Origin of the sequence: Leisingera thetidis, from assembly GCF_025857195.1 — a bacterium.
GTDB lineage: Bacteria > Pseudomonadota > Alphaproteobacteria > Rhodobacterales > Rhodobacteraceae > Leisingera > Leisingera thetidis.
Genome location: NZ_CP109787.1, coordinates 1,172,552 through 1,187,672, shown reverse-complemented (window position 1 = coordinate 1,187,672; position 15,121 = coordinate 1,172,552). Strand labels below are relative to the sequence as shown.

21 protein-coding genes and 4 tRNA genes are annotated in these 15,121 nt (G+C 64.6%); 17 read left to right on the top strand and 8 right to left on the bottom strand.

All coding sequences use genetic code 11. From position 1 onward, the window contains the following. Nucleotides 1-59: 59 nt before the first annotated feature. On the bottom strand, nucleotides 60-245 hold the full coding sequence (locus OKQ63_RS05720) for a hypothetical protein (protein WP_264212993.1): 186 nt from the start codon (nucleotides 243-245) through the stop codon (nucleotides 60-62). Between the two features lie 156 nt (nucleotides 246-401). On the opposite strand from OKQ63_RS05720, the gene OKQ63_RS05715 reads away from it, so the two are divergent. From OKQ63_RS05715 to OKQ63_RS05685, 7 genes are all read left to right on the top strand, one after another. Further along, nucleotides 402-476, top strand: a tRNA-Gly gene (locus tag OKQ63_RS05715). Nucleotides 477-607: 131 nt separating this feature from the next. Then, entirely contained in the window at nucleotides 608-1,567 is a 960-nt protein-coding gene (locus OKQ63_RS05710) for a DNA cytosine methyltransferase (RefSeq protein ID WP_264212992.1), read from the top strand. A gap of 114 nt (nucleotides 1,568-1,681) precedes the next feature. Then, nucleotides 1,682-2,584: a NaeI family type II restriction endonuclease gene (locus OKQ63_RS05705; RefSeq protein ID WP_264212991.1), complete on the top strand. Its 903-nt coding sequence runs from the start codon at nucleotides 1,682-1,684 to the stop codon at nucleotides 2,582-2,584. Continuing rightward, nucleotides 2,569-2,982, top strand: a complete 414-nt coding sequence (locus OKQ63_RS05700) for a very short patch repair endonuclease (protein WP_264212990.1) — start codon at nucleotides 2,569-2,571, stop codon at nucleotides 2,980-2,982. Before OKQ63_RS05705 ends, OKQ63_RS05700 begins: the two co-directional genes overlap by 16 nt. A gap of 90 nt (nucleotides 2,983-3,072) precedes the next feature. Continuing rightward, a tRNA-Gly gene (locus OKQ63_RS05695) sits at nucleotides 3,073-3,147 on the top strand. A gap of 142 nt (nucleotides 3,148-3,289) precedes the next feature. Further along, nucleotides 3,290-3,364: transfer RNA gene (locus OKQ63_RS05690), tRNA-Gly, on the top strand. Nucleotides 3,365-3,518: 154 nt separating this feature from the next. Continuing rightward, a complete protein-coding gene (locus OKQ63_RS05685) occupies nucleotides 3,519-4,871 on the top strand; it encodes an aminotransferase (protein WP_264212989.1) in 1,353 nt (450 codons plus the stop codon). Between the two features lie 377 nt (nucleotides 4,872-5,248). Here OKQ63_RS05685 and OKQ63_RS05680 read toward each other — a convergent pair whose 3' ends face one another. After that, nucleotides 5,249-5,488, bottom strand: coding sequence for an Lrp/AsnC family transcriptional regulator (locus tag OKQ63_RS05680; RefSeq protein WP_039179418.1), 240 nt, complete (start codon nucleotides 5,486-5,488; stop codon nucleotides 5,249-5,251). Nucleotides 5,489-5,664: 176 nt separating this feature from the next. Here OKQ63_RS05680 and hisB point away from each other — a divergent pair, with 176 nt between their 5' ends. After that, nucleotides 5,665-6,252: an imidazoleglycerol-phosphate dehydratase HisB gene (gene hisB, locus OKQ63_RS05675; RefSeq protein ID WP_264212988.1), complete on the top strand. Its 588-nt coding sequence runs from the start codon at nucleotides 5,665-5,667 to the stop codon at nucleotides 6,250-6,252. Between the two features lie 136 nt (nucleotides 6,253-6,388). After that, the gene (hisH, locus tag OKQ63_RS05670) at nucleotides 6,389-7,027 is read left to right on the top strand and encodes an imidazole glycerol phosphate synthase subunit HisH (RefSeq protein WP_264212987.1); all 639 of its coding nucleotides are present in this window, start codon (nucleotides 6,389-6,391) and stop codon (nucleotides 7,025-7,027) included. A 67-nt stretch (nucleotides 7,028-7,094) separates the two neighbouring features. Here hisH and OKQ63_RS05665 read toward each other — a convergent pair whose 3' ends face one another. After that, on the bottom strand, nucleotides 7,095-7,826 hold the full coding sequence (locus OKQ63_RS05665; RefSeq protein ID WP_264212986.1) for an AraC family transcriptional regulator: 732 nt from the start codon (nucleotides 7,824-7,826) through the stop codon (nucleotides 7,095-7,097). A 90-nt stretch (nucleotides 7,827-7,916) separates the two neighbouring features. Between OKQ63_RS05665 and OKQ63_RS05660 the strand changes: the two genes are divergently transcribed. Beyond that, the gene (locus tag OKQ63_RS05660) at nucleotides 7,917-8,453 is read left to right on the top strand and encodes a peroxiredoxin-like family protein (RefSeq protein WP_264212985.1); all 537 of its coding nucleotides are present in this window, start codon (nucleotides 7,917-7,919) and stop codon (nucleotides 8,451-8,453) included. Nucleotides 8,454-8,560: 107 nt separating this feature from the next. Further along, the gene (locus OKQ63_RS05655) at nucleotides 8,561-8,812 is read left to right on the top strand and encodes a WGR domain-containing protein (RefSeq protein ID WP_264212984.1); all 252 of its coding nucleotides are present in this window, start codon (nucleotides 8,561-8,563) and stop codon (nucleotides 8,810-8,812) included. Between the two features lie 18 nt (nucleotides 8,813-8,830). Here the strand turns inward: OKQ63_RS05655 and OKQ63_RS05650 are convergent, their stop codons facing one another. Next, nucleotides 8,831-9,217 (bottom strand): DUF2147 domain-containing protein, encoded by a 387-nt coding sequence (locus OKQ63_RS05650; RefSeq protein WP_264212983.1) that lies wholly within the window; start codon nucleotides 9,215-9,217, stop codon nucleotides 8,831-8,833. Between the two features lie 134 nt (nucleotides 9,218-9,351). Between OKQ63_RS05650 and hisA the strand changes: the two genes are divergently transcribed. Beyond that, nucleotides 9,352-10,074: a 1-(5-phosphoribosyl)-5-[(5-phosphoribosylamino)methylideneamino]imidazole-4-carboxamide isomerase gene (gene hisA / locus OKQ63_RS05645; RefSeq protein WP_264212982.1), complete on the top strand. Its 723-nt coding sequence runs from the start codon at nucleotides 9,352-9,354 to the stop codon at nucleotides 10,072-10,074. Between the two features lie 25 nt (nucleotides 10,075-10,099). Beyond that, complete coding sequence (locus OKQ63_RS05640) at nucleotides 10,100-10,390, top strand: hypothetical protein (protein ID WP_264212981.1); 291 nt, start codon at nucleotides 10,100-10,102, stop codon at nucleotides 10,388-10,390. A 31-nt stretch (nucleotides 10,391-10,421) separates the two neighbouring features. Here the strand turns inward: OKQ63_RS05640 and OKQ63_RS05635 are convergent, their stop codons facing one another. After that, nucleotides 10,422-10,868, bottom strand: coding sequence for a DUF302 domain-containing protein (locus OKQ63_RS05635; protein ID WP_264212980.1), 447 nt, complete (start codon nucleotides 10,866-10,868; stop codon nucleotides 10,422-10,424). A gap of 145 nt (nucleotides 10,869-11,013) precedes the next feature. On the opposite strand from OKQ63_RS05635, the gene OKQ63_RS05630 reads away from it, so the two are divergent. The 3 genes from OKQ63_RS05630 (at nucleotide 11,014) to OKQ63_RS05620 (ending at nucleotide 12,578) form a co-directional block, all read left to right on the top strand. Continuing rightward, entirely contained in the window at nucleotides 11,014-11,346 is a 333-nt protein-coding gene (locus OKQ63_RS05630; protein WP_264212979.1) for a hypothetical protein, read from the top strand. Nucleotides 11,347-11,487: 141 nt separating this feature from the next. Beyond that, the gene (hisF, locus tag OKQ63_RS05625) at nucleotides 11,488-12,249 is read left to right on the top strand and encodes an imidazole glycerol phosphate synthase subunit HisF (RefSeq protein WP_264212978.1); all 762 of its coding nucleotides are present in this window, start codon (nucleotides 11,488-11,490) and stop codon (nucleotides 12,247-12,249) included. 11 nt (nucleotides 12,250-12,260) lie between these two features. Next, nucleotides 12,261-12,578 carry a phosphoribosyl-ATP diphosphatase gene (locus OKQ63_RS05620; RefSeq protein WP_264212977.1) on the top strand — a complete coding sequence of 106 codons (318 nt, stop codon included), beginning with the start codon at nucleotides 12,261-12,263 and terminating at the stop codon, nucleotides 12,576-12,578. A gap of 240 nt (nucleotides 12,579-12,818) precedes the next feature. Here the strand turns inward: OKQ63_RS05620 and OKQ63_RS05615 are convergent, their stop codons facing one another. The 3 genes from OKQ63_RS05615 to rlmB all read right to left on the bottom strand — a co-directional run bounded on the left by OKQ63_RS05615 (nucleotide 12,819) and on the right by rlmB (nucleotide 14,842). Next, nucleotides 12,819-13,289 carry a CoA-binding protein gene (locus tag OKQ63_RS05615; RefSeq protein ID WP_264212976.1) on the bottom strand — a complete coding sequence of 157 codons (471 nt, stop codon included), beginning with the start codon at nucleotides 13,287-13,289 and terminating at the stop codon, nucleotides 12,819-12,821. A 206-nt stretch (nucleotides 13,290-13,495) separates the two neighbouring features. After that, nucleotides 13,496-13,966 (bottom strand): YHS domain-containing (seleno)protein, encoded by a 471-nt coding sequence (locus tag OKQ63_RS05610; RefSeq protein WP_264212975.1) that lies wholly within the window; start codon nucleotides 13,964-13,966, stop codon nucleotides 13,496-13,498. A 99-nt stretch (nucleotides 13,967-14,065) separates the two neighbouring features. Continuing rightward, nucleotides 14,066-14,842 (bottom strand): 23S rRNA (guanosine(2251)-2'-O)-methyltransferase RlmB, encoded by a 777-nt coding sequence (gene rlmB / locus OKQ63_RS05605; protein ID WP_264212974.1) that lies wholly within the window; start codon nucleotides 14,840-14,842, stop codon nucleotides 14,066-14,068. A gap of 120 nt (nucleotides 14,843-14,962) precedes the next feature. Between rlmB and OKQ63_RS05600 the strand changes: the two genes are divergently transcribed. After that, nucleotides 14,963-15,046, top strand: a tRNA-Tyr gene (locus OKQ63_RS05600). The last annotated feature ends 75 nt before the right edge of the window (nucleotides 15,047-15,121 follow it).

The window sequence follows — 15,121 nt, the reverse complement described above, 5'->3', positions numbered from 1 at the left end:
CCTTTTTCATTGAACGGATGCGCGGGAATTTCCGCCCCGGCTAGCGCCTGCCGCCCAAGTCAGGCGTTGAAGTCAGCCGGCGCCGGGAGCTTGACGGTTTCCACCTGCACCGGGGTGATCTCCTCAATCTGCAGGATCCAGCTGTCGATCGGCGCCGTGCCGGGCTGATGCGCGCGCGGCAGGACACAGCCCAGGATGATTGCGGCAGCAAGGCCGCCGATCCGCAAATAATCTTTCCACAGCATGGCTCCAAACTCCCTCTGAAATCCGGCGGTTCGGACGTGACACGCCGCGCGCCTGCAGTTCCGGCGGAGGGCTGGCGGTTTTTTTCCGCCGAGGGCGGATTTTTTGCTTGCAGCCCGGCGCCGGAATTCCTATTTCACCGCTCACCGGATGGCAGCGCGGGCGTAGCTCAGGGGTAGAGCATTACCTTGCCAAGGTAAGGGTCGTGAGTTCGAATCTCATCGCCCGCTCCATCCGAAATCGAAAGGGCCGCCCCTCGGGGCGGCCTTTCGCATTCAGGGATTTGCCCCTACCCTGCCTCTTGTGCGGAATCATCTTTCCGCCTAGGAACAGAGCAAGAACGAGAACGGACGGGCGGAGCAGGATGCTGACATCGGTAGAACTATGCGCAGGTGCGGGCGGCCAGGCCCTCGGGCTCGAGGCGGCAGGCTTTGATCACACCGCGCTGGTCGAGATCGACAAGCATTGCTGCGCCACCCTGCGCCACAACCGTCCCCGGTGGAACGTGCTGGAGGAGGACGTGCGCAAGTTCAAGGACGTTGCGGGCGACTACAAGGGCATCGACCTGCTGGCGGGCGGCCTGCCCTGCCCGCCGTTTTCGGTGGCCGGCAAGCAGCTGGGCGAGAAGGACGAGCGCAACCTGTTCGATGACGCCATCGAGATCGTCGATGCAACCCGCCCCCGCGCAGTGATGATCGAAAACGTGCGCGGATTTCTGGATGCGGTGTTCCATGACTACCGCGAGAAGCTGAAGAAGCAGCTGTCCAAGCTGGGCTATGAAACCGACTGGCGGCTGCTGAATGCCTCCGATTTCGGGGTGCCGCAGCTGCGGCCGCGGGTGGCGATCGTGGCGCTGCGCCGCGAATTCGCGGGCCAGTTCAACTGGCCCGAGCCGCTGCCGCACAACCCGCCGACAGTGGGTGCGACCCTTGTCGACCTGATGAAGGAGCGCGGCTGGCGCGGGGCGGACGACTGGGCCGCCAAGGCCGATGAGATTGCGCCGACCATCGTCGGCGGCTCCAAGAAACACGGGGGGCCGGATCTGGGCCCGACCCGGGCGCGGCGCGCCTGGGCCGCATTGGGCGTCGAGGGACGCACCATCGCCAATGAGGCGCCGGACCCGTTCCATAATGACATGCCGCGCCTTACTGTGCGGATGGTGGCGCGCATCCAGGGCTTTCCGGATGCCTGGCATTTCACCGGTGCCAAGACCAATGCCTACCGCCAGGTCGGCAACGCCTTTCCGCCGCCGGTGGCGGAAGCGGTGGCGCGGGAGCTGAAGGCGGCGATTGCCAAGCCGAACCTGCATGCCGTGCGGGCGTAAAGCCTCCCTTTCATTTCAGAGCGAAGGGCAGCGCCCGGCCCTGGGCGGGTGCAAAGCGCCCTCCCATGGGAAGCGTCGGGCGCTGCCCGGCCTTTCGGCCAGGCGGGACGCAATATGAAACAGAAACTTCCCGGCAGCCTTGTTCTTCCCGGCCACCCGGATTTCGCCATCCTTTCCGAACTGGCGGAGGAGATCACGACCCGTGCGGGCGGGGCTTTGGCACTGGAATACGATGTGCCGCAGATGCTGCGCCAATGCATCGACGATGTGATCATGACACCCAAGACCGGGCGGCGCGCCTATGAAGAGCTGGAGAAGACTGAGAAGACCTATATCGGCACGCGGGTCGAGATCGAGCTGCGGGCGCTGCTGCGCTTGCGCAAGGGGCGGCTGGACACCGAGATCCTGGGCCGCGATGTTGACATCAAGCACACCATGGGCGGCAATTGGATGATCCCGACCGAGGCGCTGGACTGCGCCTGCCTGCTGGTGGCGGCGGATGAGGTCCGGGCGCGCTGCTATCTGGGGCTGATCATCGCGCGGCCCGAATACCTGACGGCCGGCCAGAACAAGGACGCCAAGCGCACCATCTCGGCCGAGGGGTTCCGCCATATCCTGTGGCTGTTCAAGGACCAGCCCTATCCTGCGAATTTCTGGCGGACGGCGGATGAGGCGGCGGTCCAGCAGATCTTTGCAGGCGGCACCGGCAATGAGCGCATGGCGCGGCTGTTCCGGCTGATCCAGGGGCGCCCGGTTCCCCGCGATGTGGTCGAGGCGGTGGCGCAGCAGAAGGATTTCATGCGCCGGATCCGCGCCGATGGCGGCCATGGCACCCGCGACATGCTGGCACGCGAGCAGATCGTGCTGCTGGAAGGCCAGAAGGATGCCCAGCTGATCAAGGCGCTGGACCTGCCGCCCTGCCCGGCCAGCGCCTTCATTTCCTGCCGGATTGAAAGCGGCTATCATGCCCGCATGGTGGAACAATCCAGGCATCACGTGGAATGGCCGATACCCTGACACCGGAGCGGCGCAGCGCCAACATGGCAAGGATCCGCGCCAAGGACACCAAGCCGGAGATGCTGGTGCGGCGGCTGGTGCACGGGCTGGGCTACCGCTACCGGCTGCACCGCAAGGATCTGCCGGGCAAGCCCGACCTGGTGTTCGGGCCGCGCCGCAAGGTGATCTTTGTGCATGGCTGCTTCTGGCACCAGCACAGCTGCCCGGCCGGGCGCATTCCGGCGTCGCGCCGCAGCTACTGGGAACCCAAGCTGTTGCGCAACAAACAGCGCGACGCAGAGCAGCAGGCCGTGCTGCAGGCGGCGGGCTGGCAGGTGCTGACCATCTGGGAGTGCGAAACCAAGGACCGTGACGCCCTGCAAAACCGCCTTGAGGCTTTTCTCAAAAACGCGGAATAGCGCTTATCCACAGATACTTGCGCGGGTTCACATTTTTCCTCTTGCAGCCCGTTTTGGAAAACCCTAAACACCGCTTCACCGGATGGCAGCGCGGGCGTAGCTCAGGGGTAGAGCATTACCTTGCCAAGGTAAGGGTCGTGAGTTCGAATCTCATCGCCCGCTCCATTCGGAACCGCACAGGCCGTCCCTTGGGGCGGCTTTCTGCGTTTCCGGCCTGCTGCGTTGGCTGCATTTTTTCACCCCCCGGTCATTTTCCGCTTGCAGCCCCCCGCCGGATTACCTATTCACCGCTTCACCGGACGGCAGCGCGGGCGTAGCTCAGGGGTAGAGCATTACCTTGCCAAGGTAAGGGTCGTGAGTTCGAATCTCATCGCCCGCTCCATCCGGAACCGAAAAGGCCGCCCTTCGGGGCGGCCTTTCGCTTTTCTGCAGCCTGCCGGAAAAATTTGATCAAATTCCCTTTGACGTGCCGCGCAAAACGCGCCAATGCTACGGGAAACATGCGCCCGAGGGCGGTTTACCGGAGGAGTTTGGCCATGGCCCCAGTGATCTATCCCACCACCAATTTCACCGCGACCGAGCAGCTGTGCCTGGACCGCGGCGAAGGCATCTATGTCTATGACACGGACGGCAACAAATACATCGAAGGCCTGGCGGGCCTGTGGTGCACCTCGCTGGGTTACAGCAACACCGAGGTGATGGATGCGATCACCGAGCAGCTGCACAAGCTGCCGTTCTCGCACACCTTCGGCGGCAAGACCCATGCGCCGATCATGGCCCTGGCCGAGAAGCTGAAGGCGATGGTGCCGGTGGAGGATGCCTATTTCTTCTTCGGCAATTCCGGCTCCGACGCCAATGACACCCATGTGAAGATGCTGCGCTATTACTTCAACGCCATCGGCAAGCCGGAGAAGCGCAAGATCATCACCCGCGAGCGCGGCTATCACGGGGTCACGGTGGCGGCAGGCTCGCTGACCTCGCTGCCCGCGAACCTGGCGCATTTCGACGCGCCGCTGGAGGCGCTGTCGATCCTGCGCTCGGATTCGCCGCACTATTACACTGGCCGCCAGGGCAACGAGACCGAAGAGCAGTTCGTGGACCGCATCATCGGCAACCTGGAACAGCAGATCCTGGCGGAAGGCCCCGACACCATCGCGGCAATGATCGTGGAGCCGATCACCGGCGCGTCGGGCGTGATCGTGCCGCCGGAAGGCTACTATGAGAAGCTGCAGGCGCTGCTGCGCAAACACGGCATCCCGGTCTGGGCTGATGAGGTCATTACCGGCTTCGGCCGCACCGGCGCCGATTTCGGCTGCACCACCATGGGCATCAAGCCGGATCTGATGACCTTCGCCAAGCAGTTGAGCTCGGCCTATTTCCCGATCTCCGCCTCGGTGATCCCCGGCTGGATGTACGAGGCGATGATCGCGCAGACCAACGAGGTCGGCGTGTTCGGCCACGGCTATACCTATTCCGGCCACCCGGCGGCCTGCGCCGCGGCGCTGAAGACGCTGGAAATCTATGAGCGCGACAATCTGTTCGAGCACGCGGCCGACGTGGGCGCCTACATGCAGGCGCAGCTGCGCGGGATCTTCACCGATCACCCGCTGGTCGGCGAGGTGCGCGGCAAGGGGCTGATCGCGGCGCTGGAGCTGGTGTCGAACAAGACCACCGGCGCCAGCTTTGACAAGGGTGCCGCGGGCGCCACCGCGCAGAAGGCCTGTGAAGCGAACGGGCTGATCATCCGGGCGGTGGCCGGCAATGCAGTGGCGCTCTGCCCGCCGATCATCATCACCCGCGCGGAAGTGGACGACATGCTGGCACGGCTGAAAAAGGCCGTCGACACCACCTATGCGGACCTGAAGGACAAGGGCCTGATCGCCGCCTGACCCGAACCGCGCCCGTGAAACGCCCCCGCCTTGGCCGGGGCGTTTTTTTCGCTATGCAGATGAAATGGCAGGATTTTCCGGTGCCGGATGCGGAAGTGCAGTTTTTCCTGAAATCCGCTTGGAAATCGGCTACACTGGAATGAGTTTGTTTCAGAACGAGATTTCACGATGACGCGCCGCGCCGGCATTGCCCGGCTCTTCCGCAAAATATCCCGCCGCCGGGTTCCGGTTTTTGAACCTGCAACGGCTTTGCCGCGAATCTCAGCCTGCTGAAACGCAGACCGGGAGCCTGTTCCGGTCACGAGTTCCGTTGGGGACCGGGGACCCTCGATGCCCCTCGCAGCAATGACCGCTGCGGGGGGCAATCTGTGCAGGCTTCAGAACACCTTGTAGGTCATCGTGGTCAGGGACCGCTCGATCCCCTCGATCTGCAGCAGCTGGTCGTTGATGTATTTGCCGACATCTTCGCCAGTGGGGATGTAAAGCTTCATCAGCAGGTCGAAATTGCCGCTGGTGGAATAGAGTTCCGAGTGGATTTCCCGCAGGGCGATTTCCTCGGCCACCTTGTAGGTGGTGCCGGGCTTGCAGCGGATCTGGACAAAGACGCAGGTGGACATGGGTGCCCCTTTTGACGGTTCGGTGGTTCGGGCCAAGCTCGCATGCGCCGCCGTCCGGCGCAAGAGAGCGGGGGGGGGCTGCAACAGATTGGCCCCCTTGCACAATGCCGCACTTGAGCCAGCCCCCCTGCCCGCCCTATAAGCGCCCGTGCAGCATGACGAAGGACAGCCCGCAGATGCGTACCGCCAAAGTGACCCGCCAGACCGCGGAAACCGATATCTCGGTCGAGATCAACCTCGACGGCACCGGGGTTTACGACAACCGGACCGGGGTCGGCTTCTTTGACCACATGCTGGACCAGCTGGCGCGCCATTCGCTGATCGACATGACCATCCGCGCCAAGGGCGATTACCACATCGACGACCACCACACGGTGGAGGACACCGGCATCGCGCTGGGTCAGGCGCTGGTGCAGGCGCTGGGGGACAAGACCGGCATCCGCCGCTATGGCGAGTGCCACCTGCCGATGGACGACGCGCAGGTGCGCTGCGCGCTGGACCTGTCGGCGCGCCCCTTCCTGATCTGGAACGTGGCGCTGCCGACCCAGAAGATCGGCGCGTTCGACACCGAGCTGGTGCGGGAGTTCTTCCAGGCGCTCAGCACCCATGGCGGCATCACCCTGCACATCGACCAGCTGCACGGGTTCAACAGCCACCACATTGCCGAGGCCGCCTTCAAGGCGGTGGCCCGTGCCCTGCGGCTGGCGGTGGAGACCGACCCGCGCAAGGCGGATGCGATCCCGTCGACCAAAGGGGCGCTGTGAGGTCCGCACTTTACGCTGAGGGCAGCGCCCGGCCGCGGGCGGAAGCGAAGCGCCCGCCCATGGGGGCGGACGGGCGCTGCCCGGCTTGCAGCCGGGCAATGATCGGCCCCGCGAAGGCACTTATGAGGAGTCTCCCATGCTGACCGCCATCATCGACTATGAATCCGGCAACCTGCACTCTGCCGAGAAAGCCTTTCAGCGCATGGCGCGGGAGCTGGACGCGGGCGAGGTCGTGGTGACCTCGGACGCCGATGTGGTGGCGCGGGCCGACCGGCTGGTGCTGCCCGGCGACGGCGCCTTCCCGGCCTGCGCGGCGGAGCTGCGCGGCCACAAGGGCATCTATGACGCGATGGCCGAGGCGGTGGAGCAGAAGGGCCGCCCGTTTCTGGGCATCTGCGTCGGCATGCAGCTGATGGCCACCACCGGCCATGAATACGCAGAGACCCCCGGCCTTGGCTGGGTCGGCGGCGATGTGGTGAAAATCACGCCCGCGGATGCGGCGCTGAAGGTGCCGCACATGGGCTGGAACGATCTGGTGATCGACCATGCGCATCCGGTGTTTGACGGCATCAGCAGCGGCGATCACGTGTATTTCGTGCATTCCTACCATTTCCGCGCCGCCAATCCGGCGGAGCGGCTGGCGCATGTGGATTATGCCGGCGACGTGACGGCCGTCATCGGCCGGGACACCATGGTCGGCATGCAGTTCCACCCGGAGAAGAGCCAGGACACCGGCCTGCGGATGATCGGCAACTTCCTGACCTGGAAACCGTAAAGGGACGGCGCTGGCGCGCCGTGGCCTTCGGCTTTGAGTATTTGGACAAAGAAGAAGCCTGGCGCGTCTAGGCCGCAGCGGCGCGCAGCGACACCGGCGCGACGCCATAGGCCTTGCGGAAGGCGCGGGTGAAGCCTTCGGGGCCGGCGTAGGCATAGCGGCGCGCCACCGCCTCGACCCGGTCGCCGCGCCGCAGGTCCTGATGCGCCAGGATCAGCCGCCAGCGGCGCAGGTAGCTCATCGGGGTTTCGCCGACCTCCGCTGCAAAGAGTTCGGCGAACCGGGACAGCGACAGCCCCGCCTGCTGCGCCAGATCGGCATTGCTCCAGCGCCGGCCCGGATGGTCGTGCATCGCCACGATGGCGCGGCTGAGGCGCGGATCGGCAAGCCCGGCCAGCAGCCCCGGTTCGGTCGCGCCTTTCTGAATTTGGTTGCGCAGGAGCCGCACCATCAGCACTTCGCCCAGCCGGTTGATCACCGATTGCGCGCCGCAGTGCCCCCCTTCGGCCTCCTGCCGCATCAGTGTCACCAGCCCCTGCGTCTCGGCATTGCCGGCGATGCGGTAATCCACCAGCGATGGCAGGGCAGCGAGGAACGGGTTGCCGTGGCCCGACCAGTCCACCCGCGCGGCCCACATCACCGCGCCGGGGTCCGGCGCCGGCAGAGCGCCCCTGGTGCAATACAGGATCCGTTCCGGGGCGCCCGCGGCATCCGCCAGCGCGATCAGGTTGGCCTCTCCCGGCCCGGCGGCCCGCACGGCCAGCTGGAAACGGTCCATCAATGTGGTCAGGCGGTCCATGTTCCGGTGTTCCTGTCAGGTTTTTCGGATTTATTTGACCTTAAACTGCGCGATACCTATGGGCAACCACCACTCACAAGGATTGTTTTCATGCTGATCCCCCGCCAGAAGACCCCGGGCCTGACTCTGCCGACGCTGGACCACGGCCCGTTCGACCTGTCTTCGGAAACCGCCGAGCGCGGCACAGTCATCTGCTTTTACCGCGGGTTGCACTGCCCGATCTGCGCCACTTATCTGAAAGAGTTCGAGAAGAAGGTTGCGGCCTTTGCCGAGCGCGGGGTCAACTGCATCGCCATCAGCTCCGACGGCGAGGAGCGCACCCGCGCCATGGCGGACAAGATCGAAGCCAAGGAGCTGCGGTTCGGCTATGATCTGCCGCTCTCCGCGGCCAAGGAGTGGGGGCTTTACATCTCCGCCTCGCGCGGCAAGACGTCGATCGGCATCGAGGAGCCTGCGCTGTTCTCCGAGCCTGGCCTGTTCATGGTGACGCCGGAGCAGACGCTGTATTACGGCTCGGTCCAGACCATGCCGTTTGTGCGCCCGCATTTCGCGGAACTGGTGGCGGCGCTGGATTTTGCCATCCCCAACAACTACCCGGCGCGCGGCGAATACACCGGTGATGTGTAAGCACAACAGCTGCCGCAGGGGCCGGTGCAATTCACCGGTTTGAACAATAGACAAGCGGTCCGCTTCGAGGCATACGGGGCGGACCTTTTGTCACTGCGGCAGCCCCCTTGCACATCCGTTTCGAGAAATACGACCACGCCGAAGGCAAGCACCGCTATTGCCAGCTGAGCCTGACGCCGACGCTGTTCGGCGACTGGTGCGTCGAGCGTGTGTCCGGGCCGCTGAACGCGCCCGGCGGGGTGCAGAAGCGCAGCTATTTTGCCGCGCAAGGAGAGGCGCTGGCGATTTTCGAGCGGTTCCGGGACCGGCAGATGAAACGCGGCTATGCGCCGATCCCGGTGCAGCTGGGGCTGCTGTAGAGGCCGCCCTTCAGGGGCTTACCTGACCCGGGTCCAGGTCTGTTTGGAGCAGATCAGCCCGCCCGCCACACAGCCGCGCAGGGCAAGCGAGTCGCCCGCCATATCCATCTTGCCGATGTAGATCTTGTCATTGGACGGCCGCCAGACCTTGCCCTCGTAAGAACCGCCGCCGTTCGGCACCATGTCGATCACCAGCGTTTTGCCGATGTTGGGGGACTGGTATTCGCCCTCGCTGTTGAAAGTCCGGGTGATCTTGCCGCAAACAGCTGCGCCGCATGCGGCCATCTGGATATGCGCGTAAGAGCCATCGTCGGGCTGGGTCTTCCAGACGCCCAGCACCGGATCCGCCGCAGCGGCGCCCGCCAGCCCGAGGGCCACGGCCATGCTTGCAAGAAGATGTTTCATTCCATTTCCTCCCTGTTTTGCGTCAGCCTGTCCCTGATCCGGCGCTTCTGGCAAGGTTGACTTCGGGTCGCGTTGCAATTCAGGCCGGGCTTGTGCAAAACACCGCCAGCTTGATTTCACGAAGGACCGCCCGGATGATCCTCTACCCCGCGATTGACCTCAAAGACGGCCAGGCCGTGCGCCTGCTGCATGGCGAGATGGACAAGACCACCGTGTTCAACGACAACCCCGCCGCGCAGGCGCTGGAGTTTGTTGCGGCGGGCTGCGAGTGGCTGCATCTGGTGGATCTGAACGGCGCCTTTGCCGGTGAACCGGTGAATGCCGCGCCGGTGGAGGAGATCCTGAAGCAGACCAAGGTGCCCGCGCAGCTGGGCGGCGGCATCCGCGACATGGCCACCATCGAGCGCTGGATCGGCAAGGGCCTGGCGCGGGTGATCCTGGGCACCGTGGCCGTTGAAAAGCCGGACCTGGTGCGCGAAGCGGCGCGCGAATTCCCCGGCAAGGTCGCGGTCGGCATCGACGCCCGCAACGGCAAGGTGGCCACCAAGGGCTGGGCCGAGGAGACCGACGTGATGGTCACCGATCTGGCGAAGTCGTTTGAGGACGCAGGCGTTGCCGCCATCATCTACACCGACATCCTGCGCGACGGCGCGATGAAGGGGCCGAATGTGGAGGCCACCGCCGCTCTGGCCAATGCGGTCAGCATCCCGGTGATTGCGTCGGGCGGCGTATCCTCGCTCGACGACCTCAGGGCGCTGAAATCCTGCGGCGCGCCGCTGAACGGGGCCATTTCGGGCCGCGCGCTGTATGACGGGGCAATTGACCTCCAAGAGGCGCTGGCGGTTCTGAAAGCCTGACGCCGCCTGCGCGAAGGGAGGCCGTATGCGTCTGATCCGCCGCATCCTTGCCATTCTGGCGTTAGGGCCCATTGCCCTGTGGCTGCTGTGCATTGCCTTTGTGATGCTGCTGGGGGTCGGGTTTGATTGCACAATCCACGAGGGTTTCTCCAACCCCTGCGTGGTGCTGGGCCGGGATCTGGGCGACACTGCCTACACCATGGGGGTCTTTGCCGCCTGGGGGCCGCTGATCTTCGGCCCGGTCTCCCTTGGGGCCGGGTTTCTATGGGCGATTGCCGTGGCGATTGACCGCCGCCGCTCCCGCCCCCGCCGATAAGGCACGGGGGAAGGCCCGCCGGTGTCCGGAGTTATTGCGCCGCTGCTGCCGTCAGCTTGCCCAGGGCGCCCTGCATCTTGGCGATGAAGCCTGCATCGGCGGGGATATCGAGACCGGAGAGCATTTCTGCCGGGTCTTCGTAACTCAGCCAGACCTGGCCGTCCGCGTCCTCGTAGGCCAGCACCTTGAGCGGCAGAAACAGGCCTGCCCGCATGTCGGCCTGCATCGCCGGGGTGCCCAGCTTGGGGTTCCCGAAGATCAGCAGCTGCGCGTCGTTCAGTTCCATCTCCGCCTTCTGCGCACCCGCAGCATGGTCGACGCGGGCAAAGACGGTGGCCCCTGCGCCCTCAACCGCGGCCTCCAGCGCATCCATGGTTTCGCCAACGGGTTTCTGGCTTGGCACTGTCACCAGCCCGGCGGCGGCGGGCAATGCGGAGGCGAGGGCGATGGCTCCGGCAAGGACAAAGGTCTTGGTCATAACATCAACTCCAAACTGTCAGACTATACGGCGATCTCAAGCTAGCAGAGCACCACGATCAAATCACGTTTCCGGCACACATTTACTCTTTATCCGCCTGCTTCATAATAGGCCCAGGCACACAGTTGAGGTTTCGGTTCGACACTTGTTGGATTTCCTTTTCACAACACTTCCCTTTTCTGCGGCCGCTGCAGTCTTTTTTGCAGCACCAAGAAAAGCCAAAACTATCGCCCTTGCTCCGCTACTGATGGGGCTTCTGGTGCTGGTCAACAAGGCGGTTATCAAGGGGTGCGGCGGCAACCACATAAAGGTTGGCTGGTCGAACTGCAGCCCTGAAGTTTTGGAACCCGTCGGCAATTTTCTGGCCTGGCCTTTCATCCTGAACATGCTTCTACTGCCCTTTGTCACGCTGGGCTTCCTGGGGCTGGCTTTATTCCTGGCCATTCGTAAACACAGGGGATCACAGCACCCGGATTAACGGCGGTTGCGAGCATGTCTTCGTGCAAAGGATAAAGCTACTGTACGCCCGGACCAAAACGCGCATCTTCCGCCATATCTGTTGCGCTTACCGCGGGCATTGCGTACCCACGGGGCCAAGCAGCTTGAAAGGCACGGCATCATGCTGAAGACCCGTATCATTCCCTGTCTCGACGTCGCCGACGGGCGCGTGGTCAAGGGCGTCAACTTTGTCGGCCTGCGCGATGCGGGCGACCCGGTGGAATCGGCCAAGGCCTATGATGCGGCGGGCGCCGATGAGATCTGCTTTCTGGACATTCATGCGACCCATGAAAACCGCGGCACCATGTTCGACGTGGTGCGCCGCACCGCCGAGCAGTGCTTTGTGCCGCTGACCGTGGGCGGCGGGGTCAGGACCAGGGACGACGTGCGCGCATTGCTGCTGGCGGGCGCCGACAAGGTGTCGTTCAACTCGGCCGCCGTGGCCAACCCGGATGTGATCGCCGAGGCCGCCGATCAGTTCGGCAGCCAGTGCATCGTCTGCGCCATCGATGCCAAGACGGTGGAGCCGGGCCGCTGGGAGATCTTCACCCACGGCGGCCGCAAGCCGACAGGCATCGACGCGGTGGAATTTGCCCGTACCGTCGTGGCCAAGGGCGCGGGGGAGATCCTGCTGACCTCGATGGACCGGGACGGCACCAAGGCGGGCTTCAACCTGCCGCTGACACGGGCGATCTCGGATGCGGTGGACGTGCCGGTGATTGCGTCGGGCGGCGTTGGCAATCTGGACCATCTGGTGGAAGGCGTGACCAAGGGCGGCGCCAGCGCGGTGCTGGCGGCCTCGATCTTCCACTTCGGGGAATACACCATCCAGGAAGCCAAGGAACACATGGCCGCGGCCGGCATCCCGATGCGGCTGAACTGAAGGGGCATGCGATGAGTCTGCTGCACGATCTCGAAGCCACCATCCTGTCCCGCAAGGGCGCCGATCCGGACACCAGCTGGACCGCCAAGCTGCTGGCCAAGGGGCCGGAGAAATGCGCCGAGAAATTCGGCGAGGAAGCCATCGAGGCGATCATCGAAGCGGTGAAGGGCGACGGCGGCAAGCTGGCCTCGGAAGGCGCCGATGTGCTCTATCATTTCCTGGTGATGCTGGCCGCCCGGGACGTGGCGCTGGACGATGTTCTGAAGGTGCTGGCAGAGCGCCAGGGCCTCAGCGGCATCGCCGAGAAGGCCGGCCGCCCCAAGGGCTGATCCCAGGTCCGCCCGGTCTGGCCGCGGGTCAAGGGAGGCGCAGCCTCCGCGCGCCAGCGCGGCTTGCCCTTGACGCGCAGAAGAAGAGCACAATCGGCAAAGCCCTTGAGGGCAGCTCTGCCCCTCAAGGGCATCTCAGCAATTTTCCACTTCGCGCCGCGCAGCGGCGCCGGGCCCAACCGTGCAGGCCGTCCGGCAGGACGGCAGGAACGGGCGGGAGCCCCCTGCCCCGCCGCACGCTCAAAGTTTCGAGGAAATGATCCCGGTGGCGAATCCGCCCATGCGCAGCTCGCCGAACAGGCGCTGGTATTCGATCTTGGGACAGCGGTTCTGGATCACCGTGACGCCGCGCGCCTCAGCCCTGGCAGCCGCTTCGGCATGCTCCACACCGATCTGCATCCATATGGTCTGCAGTGCGGGAAACACTTCCAGTGCCTCGTCCACAATCGGCGGCACCGCCTCGGACCGGCGGAAGATGTCGACCATGTCCACTGGCAGATCAATGTCCGACAGGCCGGCCCGCACGGTTTCGCCAAACAGCATCCTGCCGGCATGGCCGGGGTTCACCGGAATGACCCGGTACCCCTTGAGTCCCAGATAGCGGGCCACATAGTAGCTGGGGCGCACCGGGTTCATCGATACGCCCACCACGGCCACCACTTTGGCACGCTTCAGGATCTTCTTCAAATGCGCGTCGCTGCAGTCTGTCATGGCGTGCACCCTAGCCTTGCCATGCGGCGGCGCAAAGATGCATTCGCCGCCGCCGATACAAAAAAGCGCCCGGGCAAGCCGGGCGCCAAGTATGGAACGAGGGACAGTGAAAAAGATCTGCGGTGGTTCCACTCCGCAGTCTGTATTGAATATGGGCCACAGTCAGAAAAATAAAAGCCCCCCTCTCGAAATTGTGAGGTGACGCGCTATTTCCTGAGAATCACCGGCCAGTACTGCCGCGCCCGGGCGATCATCTCGCCGCGGCTGGCCGACCATATGCCACGCGCCTCGGGATTGTTGAGCAGAAACAGCTCGCCGTCCACAATCGCCCAAAGCTGCGGATTGCCGTCCAGCAGCCTGCCTTGCGACATCGCATAGGCGCAGTAGCCGCCAAAGGCCGGAGCATAGGCGCGGGGGTTGGCCTCGAAGCGGGCCTGGTTGCGGGCCGAGGCAAAGCGCCACACGGCCCCCTTCCACATCACCGCGTTGCCGCGCCGCCCGGGCTCTGCCGCGCCGTGCTCAAAGAACGCCACCGGGTCATAACCGCCGATGGCGACGCCGCCGCGCGCCGAGACCATGGCCGCATCCGCCCGCGCCAAACCCGGCAGCGACAGGCACATCACCGCAGCAGTCATCAGGACCAGGCGGGCCAGGCGCAGGACCACATTGTTCTCCAATCACGTTTCTTACAGCAGCTCAGAGACTGTGCCGCACCACCCTGCCGTTGCAAAGACAGCATACGCAGATGTGATCAGCCCGTGACGGGCTGAACCCGCCTAGCGTGCAATCGAAGCATAAAGCGCAATCGCCGCCGCGTTGGAAACATTGAGCGAGCCGAAACCGCCCGCGGCATCGATCCTGACCAGCTGGTCGACGGTTTCCTTGGTCTTCTGGCGCAGCCCCGGGCCTTCCGCGCCCAGCACCAGCGCCACCGGCAGATGCTTCTTGCCCTCCAGCGCCGACTCGACGGTCTGTTCGGCCTCGCCGTCGAGGCCCAGCACGATGAACCCCATGCCCTGCAGCTCGGTGATGGTGTCGGAGAGGTTGCGCATCCGCAGATAGGGCTGGCGCTCCAGCGCGCCGCTGGCGGTCTTGGCCAGCGCCCCGGTCTCGGGCGCCGAATGGTGGCGGGTGCCGATCACCGCGCTGGCGCCCAGAACCTCGGCCGAACGCAGGATGGCGCCGACGTTGTGCGGATCGGTCACCCGGTCCAGCAGCAGCACCCGCGGCGCCTCGCGGCCGATGCAGTTTTCAGCCAGCCCGCCCCAGTTCAAGGGCTTCACTTCCAGCACTGCGCCCTGATGCACCGACTGCGGATCGATCGGCGGGTTGAACTTGCGCGGATCGATCACCTCGGCCTCGACGCCGGAGGCGCCGATGGCGTCTGCCAGCTTGGCTTCGGCGTTCATGGTGACCATCAGGCGCAGCTTTTCGCGCTGGGGATTCATCAGCGCATCGCGCACCGCGTGCAGCCCGAACAGCCACACGGTTTCCGCCGCGGCGGCCTTTTTGGACTGTTCCTTTGCGACGACCCATTTGGGTTTCTTGGTCATTGTGCTCTCCGGCAGAAAGAATTTCCGGGCGCTGCGGAAAACTTGCTATTTTCCTGTTGACGCCCGTTTGGCCTGCTAGTAATCACGCCTCCACGTCAGGTGCAACACTCACCTGACAGTGGGCGACAGGCCGCAAGGTGTGGCAGGGGACTGTAACTCCCTCGCGGAGACGCACGCCTGGTTCGATTCCAGGGTCGCCCACCATCTTCTCTCTTTTTCAGAACAGTTGATGGTGGTCCAGCAGCAGGCCGGACAGGCCGCGCGCTGCCCGGCGCCGCA

Bases quoted from the DNA above. Each gene is read 5' to 3' on its own strand.
- OKQ63_RS05705 (WP_264212991.1), top strand. From the start codon at position 1,682: ATGAAACAGAAACTTCCCGGCAGCCTTGTTCTTCCCGGCCACCCGGAT.
- rlmB (WP_264212974.1), bottom strand. From the start codon at position 14,842: ATGACCAAGAAACCCAAATGGGTCGTCGCAAAGGAACAGTCCAAAAAG.
- hisH (WP_264212987.1), top strand. From the start codon at position 6,389: ATGCTGACCGCCATCATCGACTATGAATCCGGCAACCTGCACTCTGCC.
- OKQ63_RS05680 (WP_039179418.1), bottom strand. From the start codon at position 5,488: ATGTCCACCTGCGTCTTTGTCCAGATCCGCTGCAAGCCCGGCACCACC.
- hisB (WP_264212988.1), top strand. From the start codon at position 5,665: ATGCGTACCGCCAAAGTGACCCGCCAGACCGCGGAAACCGATATCTCG.
- OKQ63_RS05665 (WP_264212986.1), bottom strand. From the start codon at position 7,826: ATGGACCGCCTGACCACATTGATGGACCGTTTCCAGCTGGCCGTGCGG.
- OKQ63_RS05615 (WP_264212976.1), bottom strand. From the start codon at position 13,289: ATGACAGACTGCAGCGACGCGCATTTGAAGAAGATCCTGAAGCGTGCC.
- OKQ63_RS05635 (WP_264212980.1), bottom strand. From the start codon at position 10,868: ATGACCAAGACCTTTGTCCTTGCCGGAGCCATCGCCCTCGCCTCCGCA.
- OKQ63_RS05640 (WP_264212981.1), top strand. From the start codon at position 10,100: ATGCGTCTGATCCGCCGCATCCTTGCCATTCTGGCGTTAGGGCCCATT.
- OKQ63_RS05685 (WP_264212989.1), top strand. From the start codon at position 3,519: ATGGCCCCAGTGATCTATCCCACCACCAATTTCACCGCGACCGAGCAG.
- hisA (WP_264212982.1), top strand. From the start codon at position 9,352: ATGATCCTCTACCCCGCGATTGACCTCAAAGACGGCCAGGCCGTGCGC.
- OKQ63_RS05660 (WP_264212985.1), top strand. From the start codon at position 7,917: ATGCTGATCCCCCGCCAGAAGACCCCGGGCCTGACTCTGCCGACGCTG.
- OKQ63_RS05720 (WP_264212993.1), bottom strand. From the start codon at position 245: ATGCTGTGGAAAGATTATTTGCGGATCGGCGGCCTTGCTGCCGCAATC.
- OKQ63_RS05700 (WP_264212990.1), top strand. From the start codon at position 2,569: ATGGCCGATACCCTGACACCGGAGCGGCGCAGCGCCAACATGGCAAGG.
- OKQ63_RS05650 (WP_264212983.1), bottom strand. From the start codon at position 9,217: ATGAAACATCTTCTTGCAAGCATGGCCGTGGCCCTCGGGCTGGCGGGC.
- OKQ63_RS05620 (WP_264212977.1), top strand. From the start codon at position 12,261: ATGAGTCTGCTGCACGATCTCGAAGCCACCATCCTGTCCCGCAAGGGC.
- OKQ63_RS05710 (WP_264212992.1), top strand. From the start codon at position 608: ATGCTGACATCGGTAGAACTATGCGCAGGTGCGGGCGGCCAGGCCCTC.
- hisF (WP_264212978.1), top strand. From the start codon at position 11,488: ATGCTGAAGACCCGTATCATTCCCTGTCTCGACGTCGCCGACGGGCGC.